Here is an 11,427-nt window from a genome sequence, read left to right on the forward strand (position 1 = left end):
TGCTCAGCAAGGCATCGCTCACCAACCAGTATCGCGGTCGCGCGGAAGTCGAAACCGGCTGGCTCGAATCCGGTCTGGGTGAAGGCCTGCTCGCGTTGTCTGGGGCGCAGCAGGGCGACATTGGTCTCGCGCTCGCCGCCGGCAACGAAGAAGCGGCCAAACGCAATGCATTGCATTGGGCAAAGGTGTTCCCTGGCGGCTTCTATATCGAACTGCAACGGTGCGGTCAGCCGGGCGGCGAGCAATACGTGCAGCAGGCGGTTGCGCTCGCGGCGTCGCTGAAATTGCCGGTGGTGGCTACCCACCCAATGCAGTTCATGACGCCGGACGATTTCACCGCGCACGAAGCGCGCGTGTGTATTTCCGAAGGCGACATTCTGGCGAATCCGCGCCGCTCCAAACGGTTTACGTCCGAGCAGTATTTCCGCACGCAAGAAGAGATGGTTGGGCTGTTCGCGGATATTCCGTCAGCGCTCGCCAACAGTGTCGAAATCGCCAAGCGCTGCAATTTGACGCTTGAACTCGGCAAGCCGAAGCTGCCGCTCTTCCCGACGCCCGACGGCATGTCGCTCGACGACTACCTCGTGCAATTGTCGAAAGAGGGCCTCGAAAAGCGTCTCGAACAGCTGTACCCGGATACCGCCGAGCGCGAGGCGCAGCGCGAAACGTATTACCAGCGCCTCGAATTCGAGTGCGGCACGATCATCAAGATGGGCTTCCCGGGCTACTTCCTGATCGTTGCGGACTTTATCAACTGGGCCAAGAACAACGGTGTGCCAGTCGGTCCGGGCCGGGGTTCGGGGGCAGGTTCGCTGGTGGCGTATGCGCTCGGCGTGACCGACCTCGATCCGCTGCGCTACAACCTGCTGTTCGAACGTTTCCTGAATCCGGAACGGGTCTCGATGCCCGACTTCGACATCGACTTCTGTCAGCACGGCCGCGACCGTGTGATTCAGTACGTGAAGGAGAAGTACGGCGCGGACGCCGTGTCGCAGATCGCCACCTTCGGCACCATGGCGGCGAAAGCGGCGGTGCGCGACATCGGCCGCGTGCTCGATCTCGGCTATATGTTCACTGATGGCATCGCCAAGCTGATTCCGTTCAAACCGGGCAAGCACGTCACCATCGCCGACGCGATGAAGGAAGAGCCGCTCTTGCAGGAGCGCTTCGACAACGAAGACGAAGTGCACCAGTTGATCGAACTCGCGCAGCGGGTCGAGGGCTTGACGCGTAACGTCGGTATGCACGCCGGCGGCGTGCTGATTGCGCCCGGCAAGCTGACCGATTTCTGCCCGCTCTACACGCAGGGTGACGAAAGCGGCGTGGTGAGCCAGTACGACAAGGACGACGTGGAAGCCGTCGGCCTCGTGAAGTTCGACTTTTTGGGTCTGACCACGCTGACGATTCTCGACTGGGCCGAGCGCTATATCCGCCGTCTCGATCCGTCGAAGAAAGACTGGTCGCTCGCGCAGGTGCCCCTCGACGACGCGGCGTCGTTCTCGATCCTGAAGAAAGCGAACACGGTCGCTGTGTTCCAGCTGGAAAGCCGCGGCATGCAAGGCATGCTGAAAGACGCACAGCCTGACCGCTTCGAGGACATCATCGCGCTGGTCGCGTTGTACCGTCCAGGCCCGATGGACCTGATCCCGAGCTTCTGTGCGCGTAAGCACGGCCGCGAAGTGGTGGAGTATCCGGATCCGCGCGTCGAATCTGTTCTGAAAGAGACCTACGGCATCATGGTCTACCAGGAGCAGGTGATGCAGATGGCGCAAATCATCGGCGGTTACTCGCTCGGTGGTGCTGACTTGCTGCGCCGCGCGATGGGTAAGAAGAAGGCCGAGGAAATGGCCGAGCACCGCGAGCTGTTCCGCCAGGGCGCCGCGAAGAACGGGCTGACCGGCGACAAAGCGGACGAAATCTTCGACTTGATGGAGAAGTTCGCGGGCTACGGCTTCAACAAGTCGCACGCGGCGGCGTATGCGCTGCTCGCGTACTACACCGCGTGGCTGAAGGCGCATCATCCGGCCGAATTCATGGCGGCGAATATGTCGCTCGCCATGGACGACACGGACAAGGTCAAAATCCTGTTCGAGGACTGCCTGACGAACAAGATGGCCGTGTTGCCGCCGGACGTCAATCTGTCGGCGTACCGTTTCGAGCCGGTTGCGGAAGCGGACGGCAAGCGTTCCAAAACGATTCGCTACGGTCTCGGTGCGATCAAGGGCAGCGGTCAGAACGCGATCGAAGAAATCCTTCGCGCACGTGAAGAAGGTCCGTTCATCGACATCTTCGACTTCTGCAACCGGGTCGATCGCCGGATCGTCAATCGCCGCACGGTGGAAGCATTGATCCGCGCCGGTGCGTTCGACACGCTGCACGCGAACCGCGCGCAGTTGATCGCCTCGGTCTCGCTGGCGATGGAAGCCGCCGAGCAGGCAAGCGCCAATGCGATGCAGGCGGGCCTGTTCGACATGGGCGACGCACCGTCGCAAGGTCACGAACTGGTCGACGAGCCGGAATGGCAGGAAAAGAAGAAGTTACAGGAAGAGAAGGCCGCGCTCGGCTTCTACCTGTCGGGCCATCTGTTCGATGCCTATAAGGAAGAAGTGCGCCGTTTCGTGCGCCAGAAAATCGGCGAACTGAAGGAAGGGCGCGACAAGCTGGTTGCAGGCGTGATCGCGTCGCTGCGCACGCAGATGACACAGCGCGGCAAAATGCTGATTGCGCTGCTCGACGACGGCACCGGCCAATGCGAAGTGACTGTCTTCAATGAGACCTTTGAAGCGCACAAGCAGCTGTTCAAGGAAGACGAACTGCTGGTGGTGCAGGGTCAGGCGCGTAACGACGCATTCACGGGCGGCATCCGCTTCACGGTGGATACGGTGATGGATCTCGGTCGCGCCCGCTGTCGTTACGCGGAAGCCGTGAAGGTGCAGATGAACGGCAATGCGGACGCATTGGCGTTGCGGCGCGTGCTCGAAGCGCATAGCGCGGGTAAGGACGAGCCGCAAGCTGCGCCGGCGCCGGCTGCGTCATCGCGTGGTGGCAATGGAGGCGGTGGTGGCCGCAACGGCGGCGGTTATGGCGGCGCTGGTCAGCGCCAGGCCGTGCAGATTCCGAACGGCCTCGCCGTGCAGGTGGTTTATCGCAGCGAAAACGCGCAAGGTGAAATGCGTCTGGGCGACGCGTGGCGCGTAAAGCCGACTGACGAACTGCTCGCGGCATTGCGCGGCGAATTTGCCGGAAGCTCGATCGAAATCGTTTATTGATGTCTGGTTTGCCCGCGCGCTTGCGTGGGCAAAACCGCTGGCAAGCTGCGGCCATGACGTTATGGTTGCTAGACCATGCTGGTTGCCGCTAGCACGCGGCCAACGAATGCGGGGCGCCGACAATGAGCGGTCGGCTCCCGTCAACGAGCCTTGGCTGCTACTGCCGTGTCTTTTCTGCCAGCCGCGCCAGCTTCAAGAACCGGTAGTACACCGTTTCCGCGTTGAACACCGCGATCATGAAGCCCGCGCGGCCGTCGAGAAACCCACGCCGCAGCACGTAGGTTCGCACGAAGGCCCAGGCGCCACGTCCGAGCGCCTTGCCGAAGCTGCCGCGCTTGCCGGCCGCATGACGTTGCTGCGCACCCGCTGTCGAATACGCGTCGAGCTTGCGCAATACGCCTTCGAAGTCCTCGTAGGAGTAGTGCATTAGCTTGCCGGTCAGGCGCTGCGACGGCGTGTCGAACACCAGGCGCTCGTGCACGAGGTCGTCGGAGAAACGCGCGGCACCACGTTTGAACAGGCGCGGAATCCAGTCCGGATACCAGCCGCTGTGATGAATCCAGTGGCCGCAAAAGCTCGATAGCCTGTCCACCGCGTATACATCGGCGGTGGGCGCGGCCAGTGCCGCGCGGATCGCCGCGGCCAGTTCTGGCGAGACGATCTCGTCGGCATCGATCGAGAGAATCCAACTTGTGCTGAGCGCGTCCACAGCACGGTTTTTTTGCGGGCCGAAGCCCGGCCAGTCGGTTTGCTCGAGCACGCGCGCGCCGTGTGCCCGAGCGATATCAGCGGTGCCGTCGGTGCTGCCGCCGTCGATCACGACGATCTGATCGGCGAAGGCCACGGCCTGCAGGCATTCGGCCAGTCGCGCCGCCGCGTTTTTGGTGATGATGGCGACGCCGAGGGTGGTTTCTTGCATACCTGGAACGCGTTGAGGGTACGGAGTGCGGAATGGGTCGCGCAAGTATACACAGCGTAAGCGGTGGGCCGCGCTCCAGCGCCGCCGTGACCGGGCAATCCGGCCCTTCCTTAACCGTCGGCCGTCGTCGCCAACCGTTTACAATGCTGTTTTTGATACGCCGCGCGGCAGGCATTCCGCCCGAAGCGTGGCTGCTGTCCCGCATTCCTAGAGGATTCCTTGAGCGCGAAGCCAACGTTAAGCAAACCCATCGGTTCAGGTGAGGCGTCGTCGCCTGCCGTCGTCATGCGGCGCTTGTGGCCGTATATCAAGCCGCTCATGTGGGTGTTGATCGGCGCGATCGTTGCAATGGCCGTGAGCGCGGGCACTGACGCGGCGATTCCCGCCTTGCTCAAACCGCTTCTGGACAAGGGCTTCGGCGTGCATGCCAGCGACAACGCCAAGTGGTTCGTGCCAAGTGCCGTGATCGGTCTCGCGTTGATCCGCGGGGTGTCGCAATACGCGTCCGGCTATCTGCTTGCATACGTGTCGAACCGGATCCTGCTCGAACTGCGCCTGAAGATGTTCGACCGGATGATCCACTCGAGCGTGGCGTTTTTCCAGCGTGAAACCGCGAGCACGGTGATCAACGCGATCGTCTTCGAGGTGAACCAGATTCTCAACGTGCTGTTGAGCGTGCTGGTCACGCTGGTGCGCGATTCGCTGACGGTCCTCTTCCTGCTTGGCTATCTGTTCTATCTGAACTGGCGTCTGACGCTGATCGTCGCGGTGTTGCTGCCGGGGATCGGCTGGCTGGTCGGCAAGATCAATCGCCGCTTGCGGCGCCTGAATCGCGAGCATCAACTGTTAACCAACGAACTGTCGTACATCGTCGAAGAAACCGTGGGCGGCTACAAGGTCGTCAAGGTGAACAACGGCGAGCAGTACGAGATGGGCCGCTTTACGTCGATGAGCCGCCGCCTGCGCGGCTACGCGATGCGCATGACCGTCTCCGGCGGCCTCGCGCAACCGCTGACGCAGTTCCTCGCGTCGATCGCGCTCGCCGTGGTGATCACGATCGCGGTAGTGCAGTCGTCGTCGGATCAAACCACGGTCGGCGGATTTGTCGCATTCGTCACGTCGATGCTGCTGATCATCTCGCCGCTTAAACACCTGATGGACGTGAATCAGCCGCTGCAACGCGGCATGACGGCGTGCGAACTGATTTTCGGCCTGATCGACGAGCCGTCCGAACCAGAGGGCGGCGGCAAGCCGCTCGATCGCGCGTCGGGCGAGGTCGAGTTCCGCGACGTGTCGTTCACGTACGGCGCCAACGCCACGCACAAACGCCACACGCTCGACCATGTGTCTTTCAAGGTGGCGCCGGGCGAAATGGTCGCGCTCGCGGGCCCCTCGGGCAGCGGCAAGACCACGCTGGTGAATCTGCTGCCGCGCTTTTTCGATCCGACCGGCGGCGAGATTCTGGTCGACGGCGTCGCGCTGCCGGAATACGGCCTGCCCGCGCTGCGCAGCCAGATTGCGATGGTCAGCCAGGACGTGGTGCTGTTCAACGACACGGTGGCGAACAACGTCGCCTACGGCCAGACAGCCGACCCGGAGAAGGTCAAGGCGGCGCTACACGCGGCCAACCTGTGGGATACCGTCGAGGCAATGCCGAACGGTATCGAAACGCTGGTCGGCGACAACGGCATGATGTTGTCGGGCGGCCAGCGGCAGCGCCTGGCGATCGCGCGCGCGATCTACAAGGACGCGCCGATCCTGATCCTCGACGAAGCCACCTCGGCGCTGGATTCGGAATCCGAACGCCATGTGCAGGCCGCGCTGGAAACGCTGATGAAGGGCCGCACGACGCTCGTCATCGCGCACCGCCTGTCGACAATCGAGCGCGCCAACCGGATTCTGGTGATGGAAGCAGGGCGTATTGTCGAGAGCGGCAGTCATCGTGAACTGCTCGCGCAAGATGGTCTGTACGCGCATTTGCATCGCATCCAGTTCCAGCAGAGCGCAGCGTGAAGCGCGGCAAGACCTTCAAGGTGTTCTCGCCTCTGTCCGTGCCGCGCTGCGGACGGACAGGACCGCAGCGCGCGTGACCTGGTTGTGCCGGTCCGCTTTCCTTATCCGTTTGACCGGGCGCTCGCGCGCTGCTGCCTGAATGATGAAAATTGGACTCTCCAGCAACGCGTTGAAACATAGCGGCGGTCTTGAGCGGTATGCGATGGATCTCGTGTGCGGCTTCGCCGCGCTGGGCATCGAGCCGGCGTTTTTTGCGCGTCGCTTCGATACGTCGGTGCCGGAAAGCCGCATGGTCGAGCCGCATCGCATCAACGTCTCGCTGCTGCCCGGCAAGCTGCGCGACAGCTGGTTTTCATGGCGTTTGCGCCGGGCGCGCCGGGCGGCGCAAGTCGACGTGCTGATCGGTTGCAACCGGGTCGATTCGTCCGAAATCGCGATCTGTGGCGGCACACACCTCGGGTTTTTGCGCGCCACGGGGCGAGCGCAACGGCGTTCGGACCGCTGGCAGATCGCGCTCGAGCGCCGTCAGTACGAGCAGGCGAGTGTTATCGTCGCGCACTCGAAGCTCATGCATGACGAACTGCGCGAACTGTATGGCGTTGATGAGGCGAAGATTCGCGTGCTCTATCCGCCGGTTGACGGCGCACGTTTCACGCCGGTGGACAGCGCACAGCGCGCTACGCTGCGCCGCAAGTTCGGCTTCGCCGATCAGGAGATCGTGCTGCTGTTTCCGTCGAGCAGTCACGAGCGCAAGGGTTTGCCGCTGATCGAAGCGGCCCTGCGCGATACGGTGCTTCCGGTGGTTCTTGCTGTCGCAGGGCGGCCGCCGGAGCGCACCTCCGAGCGGATCCGCTACGTCGGCTATATAAAGGAAATCGAGGACGCCTATCGTGCCGCCGATTTCACGATTCTTGCTTCGAAGTATGAGCCGTTCGGGCTGGTCGGCGTCGAATCGGTGATGTGCGGCACGCCGGTGATCTTGCCGTCGAGTATCGGTTGCTGTGACGCGATCGCGGAGCACGCGAAGTTCGTGTTCGCGCCGGACGACGTCGCCGACTTGCGGACGGCACTCGAACGCGCGGTGCGACAGCGGCTAGCCAACCCGGCGCTACTGTCGTCCGAGTTGGCGTGCGACGCCGTTCTCTACGATGCGCGAGTGGCCGGTCACGTCGATGCGCTGCTGGCGCTGGCAAAGCGCATTTTCGACAGCAAATGAGGCGGAACCCGGGTTGCTGCTTGGCGGCGGCCTGGGGCGCCTTGCCTGGCTGCAATGGCAGTGACCGGCACACTGCCGGTCACGCCTGGCGGTTCAGGTCTTGACGTAGCGGGGCGCCGGCTTTCCCGCATCGAAAACACGCCGATAAACCGCTTCTGTCCCATCAATGAAATGCCGGTCGCTGAATTCGGCTTCTGCCCGCAGCCTTGCCAGCCGGCCCATTGCTTCAATCTCCGAGCGTCTGGCGACGATGTCCGCGAGCCGCGTGGACAATTGCGCCGGCGCTTGAGGTTCGACGATCCATCCATCGACACCGTCGGTTATGTTTTCCGGCAATCCCGCATACCTTGAAACGATCACGGGCTTGGCCATGGCCATCATTTCCCGGCAGGCAAAAGATACGGTTTCAATAGCGTGCGAAAGGACGAACCCGAGGTCGAATGCGGCAATATGGGGGCGCACATCGTTCAGAAGGCCTGCAACTGAAAGCGCGCTGCGCATATTGAGCGCATCGATGGTGGCCCATTGCTCCCGGGTAGGCTCCGGGCCAACCACGATGAGGTGGACCTGTTCGCGCAGCGGCATGGGCAGTGAGGCGACTGCAGCGACCAGGTCCATGGTGCCCTTGTACCATTCGAACCCTGTCACGGTCCCGATGATTAGCTTGCCGGCATTTTCGTCCCCGACGATCTCACGGCGTCGCTGCAGCATCGTTTCTGCGTCGGGCGGCGAAAAGCGCAACGTATCGACGCCATTCTTCACGACGGTCACGCCGTTCCGCTGATAGGGCGTATCGCGCAACATGGACGCCGTGAAATCGGATACGGCAATCACGTGATGTGTAGCCCGCCTGGCGCGGACGATGTTGGCGAAACCGCGGCCGACGGCGATCGAATTGTGCTTCGTAAAGATGATCCGTGGCTTGCGCCGCCCGAGATGCGCTGTCGCGATCATCACCAACCGGTGATCCGCGGATCCGTTGACATGGACGATGTCGATCTGTCCGTGCGTAATCAGTTTCCGAAGGCTGCGCGCTGCCTGCCACATGCTCCCGAGCTGATTGATTTTGCTCGGAAAGTCCATGGGAACCAAGGTCACATGCGGCAATGCCTGAGCCTCCAGATACAGTGAACTGGTGGAGGGCGTTGCAATAGAGATTGAATGGCGCTGAGCGAGTGCCTTTGCGATCGCAATCACATAGGTCACGTGGCCGCCGCCCCGTCCGGAGTGGAAATTTGTCAGTAAGATATTCATGGTGTCGAGGGCGTTGCCTTACGCGCTGCGTGTCGGGTCTATCGTCTGGCTATCGACGGTATCGCTTTGTTTTATATCCTTGGGGCGGCCCAGCACGGCATCAATGGCCGCTCGCACTTCGTCAATCGAAGCCGGACGTCCCTCGTCACCAACCGACGTTGACAGCCCCGGCACGTCGATACCGAAGTGGCGTCGCGAGGTCGCCGTGAAAATCATGACGGTGGGTTTTTGCAGAGCGCTCGCGAGATGGACGAACCCCGTGTCCGTGCCAACAATCAGGGCCGCCATGTCGATGTGCTGCGCGACCGCTTCCACGCTCAGACGGGGCAGCACAATTGCGCCAGGAATACCGGCCGCAATCGCGACAGCGTCCTTGTGTTCCGACTCCGAACCCCACGGCAGCAAAGGCGTGATGCCCAGATTTGTAAGAGACCGGCCGATACTGTGCCAGTGACCGACAGGCCACTTCTTTTCGTCACTGGATGTGGCGTGGAAGAAAAGGGCAAACGGCGCGCGCTTCGCTGCCTTGGGCATAACGGCCGGCGTTGGGATGCTCAGACCGAAACGCGGCGCGTCATCGATCGAATATCCGAAGGTCTGGCTGACGGTGCTTCGCAGTCCGTCCCATGCATTGAGATCGCCTCTGGGTGCAAAGCGCTTGTTATAAGCGAACGCAGCCCCGGTCTCGCCGAGATCAGCCTTGGTATAGCCGTAGCGGCGGCGCGAGCGCGCGAGAAAAGCGATGATCGCGCTCTTGTAGACGCCGTGTAAGTCGAGAACGGCGTCGTATTTTTCTTGCCGCAGCTCGCTGATCGATGCGGCAATGGCCTTCAGGCTATCGACGCTACGCTGCTTCTTGAATTTCCGCAGCGGGGCACAGAGGACACGATCGATACCGGGATTCCAGCGAAGAATGTCTGCGAACGCTGCGTCCGCAGCCCAGTCCACTTTGATTCCGGGAAATGCTCGATGAAGGTCTGATACGACTGGTTGACCGTGAACGATGTCACCCAGCGAAGTGACCTTAACAATTAGGATTCTGTTCATCAGCGCAGTTGTAGGGCATTTCGGTGGCGGCCAGTCCGGTCGGGACATGTGCCAGCCGCTTCGCCGCATCTCGGATAAGACGCTTCGGGCCGGCGTGAGTTGGCGTGGGTTGGCGCGAGTTGGCGCGTTATGCCGCGCATTCAGACGATCGGCTTCGAGAGAGAATCAGCGGAACTCGTGCGGACAAAAGTTCGGTCGAAGCGATCTGATAACGGCGCGATTATACCGGACCCGCATTGAGCGATGCATTTCAGCGCGCAGCGCTGCGGGGCTGGGAACCCTTTGCTCAGGACCTACGTGCCCACTCCCGGTGCATCATCGGCTGACTGTAGCGCGTGCCGACCGGACGCTGTCGACGCACGCGAGCGCGTCGTCGAGTGAGGCTGTCGAGATAAGCGGCTGGCTCGCCGCCGAGGGGGCCTGCGTGACGTACTTTGCGATCAGCCTTTTCGCTTCAACCGCTTGATCCAAAGCGCGGGCGCGTAGAACGCGGGGAAGGTGGTGTAGAGAAACATACGGATCCGCAGTCCCAGCTTCACATTGCGTCTGCCCGTGAGGAGCGCCAGGCGTTCCCCGATGCCGCGCGCGTTGAACATTGAGTGAATGAACTGCTCACGCGCGAGTTTCGGCTCGAGCGCCGCGCGCATCCGGTCTCCGAGGCCGGCAGTGTCGGCATCGCGCTGTATCTGTTCAGTTTCCACGAGCGCGAAGCCATTGCCCTGGCGCATGCGCGCAACCAGCTCAGCCGTTGTCCGATACCGGCGCTTGCCCGAAAGACCGCCGCGCCGGTACCGCACGAGTGGCTCGCGCAGGCTCAGTGCGCCACCCGAGATAATGGCGCGAAACGTCATGACCTGATCTTCGGCCGCTGAGCCGGGCATCATCGGGCCGAAGCGCTCGAACAGCCGGCGCGACCACGTGTGCGCTGCGCCGACCAGCCACGGCCGCCTGGCAAGCCAATCGTCGAAATTCCGATAATCCCCGAGTTCGGTCGGCTCCATGCGCTCATGCACATTGCCGGCTTCGTCCATGTCGGCGAGGTCGGTCGCGATCAGATCTGGGCGGCCATCGTGTGCGAGCCAGTATTCGACGACCCGCTCGCAGCGATTCGGTGCCGACATGTCGTCGCCGGCGGCGACGAACAGCAATTCGCCATGCGCCATGGATGCGAGACGCGACAGATGTGCGCTGATACCTTCGTTGACCGTGTTGCGGCGCGTGGTCACCTGATGTGGGCCGCTGTAATCGCGCACCGCTGCCTCGATCGCGGCGTAGGTGCCGTCTCTGGACGCGTCGTCGGACATGATGATTTCGAGCGGCGTATACGTTTGCGCGAGCACGCTGCGTACCGCGTCGGCGATGACCTTTTCCTGGTTGTAAGCGATCAGCAGCACCGAAACCAACGGCTTGGCTTGTGCAGTGGAAGGGCTGTTCGGAGCGCGGTTGTTCATGTGGCGGGTTGGATGGCGATGCGGCTAGCGGCCGGCCGAGCTCGACAACTCGCCTTTGCGCGAGTCGATGATCGCCAGAAACGTGGCACTCAGCAGAGCGAGCAAGGCCGTCACCATCACGGGCACCAGCACGTCAATCGTGAGTCCGAAGACGACGGTGCTGAACGACACGGCTAGCCCGGAGTAAGCCGCGGCGCGGATCGCCGGATCGTTTGCGTGGCGATGACGCCAGAAATAAACCGAAAGGCTGAAGTAGAG

7 protein-coding genes and 1 pseudogene are annotated in these 11,427 nt (G+C 62.2%); 3 read left to right on the forward strand and 5 right to left on the reverse strand.

Translation table 11 applies throughout. The features are described from left to right. Positions 1–3,269: DNA polymerase III subunit alpha (gene dnaE / locus VFE81_RS00100; RefSeq protein ID WP_325042642.1), on the forward strand; the 3,269-nt coding region annotated here is incomplete at its 5' end. A 157-nt stretch (positions 3,270–3,426) separates the two neighbouring features. Here dnaE and VFE81_RS00105 read toward each other — a convergent pair. Further along, entirely contained in the window at positions 3,427–4,188 is a 762-nt protein-coding gene (locus VFE81_RS00105; protein WP_325042643.1) for a glycosyltransferase family 2 protein, read from the reverse strand. A gap of 219 nt (positions 4,189–4,407) precedes the next feature. On the opposite strand from VFE81_RS00105, the gene msbA reads away from it, so the two are divergent. Continuing rightward, positions 4,408–6,201, forward strand: a complete 1,794-nt coding sequence (gene msbA / locus VFE81_RS00110; protein ID WP_325042644.1) for a lipid A export permease/ATP-binding protein MsbA — start codon at positions 4,408–4,410, stop codon at positions 6,199–6,201. A gap of 142 nt (positions 6,202–6,343) precedes the next feature. Beyond that, on the forward strand, positions 6,344–7,417 hold the full coding sequence (locus VFE81_RS00115) for a glycosyltransferase family 4 protein (protein ID WP_325042648.1): 1,074 nt from the start codon (positions 6,344–6,346) through the stop codon (positions 7,415–7,417). 93 nt (positions 7,418–7,510) lie between these two features. Here VFE81_RS00115 and VFE81_RS00120 read toward each other — a convergent pair whose 3' ends face one another. The 4 genes and pseudogenes from VFE81_RS00120 to VFE81_RS00135 all read right to left on the reverse strand — a co-directional run. Then, complete coding sequence (locus tag VFE81_RS00120) at positions 7,511–8,671, reverse strand: glycosyltransferase family 4 protein (protein ID WP_325042645.1); 1,161 nt, start codon at positions 8,669–8,671, stop codon at positions 7,511–7,513. An 18-nt stretch (positions 8,672–8,689) separates the two neighbouring features. Beyond that, a complete protein-coding gene (waaC, locus tag VFE81_RS00125; protein WP_325042646.1) occupies positions 8,690–9,718 on the reverse strand; it encodes a lipopolysaccharide heptosyltransferase I in 1,029 nt (342 codons plus the stop codon). Positions 9,719–10,158: 440 nt separating this feature from the next. Beyond that, positions 10,159–11,169: a glycosyltransferase family 2 protein gene (locus VFE81_RS00130; protein WP_325042647.1), complete on the reverse strand. Its 1,011-nt coding sequence runs from the start codon at positions 11,167–11,169 to the stop codon at positions 10,159–10,161. Positions 11,170–11,193: 24 nt separating this feature from the next. After that, positions 11,194–11,427, reverse strand: a pseudogene (locus VFE81_RS00135) (polymerase); the annotation flags it as partial.

The organism is Paraburkholderia sp. (genome assembly GCF_035656215.1).
Taxonomy (GTDB): Bacteria; Pseudomonadota; Gammaproteobacteria; order Burkholderiales; family Burkholderiaceae; genus Paraburkholderia.

Excerpts from the sequence above, each read along its gene's own strand:
- waaC (WP_325042646.1), bottom strand. The coding sequence starts at position 9,718 with ATGAACAGAATCCTAATTGTTAAGGTCACTTCGCTGGGTGACATCGTT.
- VFE81_RS00115 (WP_325042648.1), top strand. The coding sequence starts at position 6,344 with ATGAAAATTGGACTCTCCAGCAACGCGTTGAAACATAGCGGCGGTCTT.
- VFE81_RS00105 (WP_325042643.1), bottom strand. The coding sequence starts at position 4,188 with ATGCAAGAAACCACCCTCGGCGTCGCCATCATCACCAAAAACGCGGCG.
- VFE81_RS00130 (WP_325042647.1), bottom strand. The coding sequence starts at position 11,169 with ATGAACAACCGCGCTCCGAACAGCCCTTCCACTGCACAAGCCAAGCCG.
- VFE81_RS00120 (WP_325042645.1), bottom strand. The coding sequence starts at position 8,671 with ATGAATATCTTACTGACAAATTTCCACTCCGGACGGGGCGGCGGCCAC.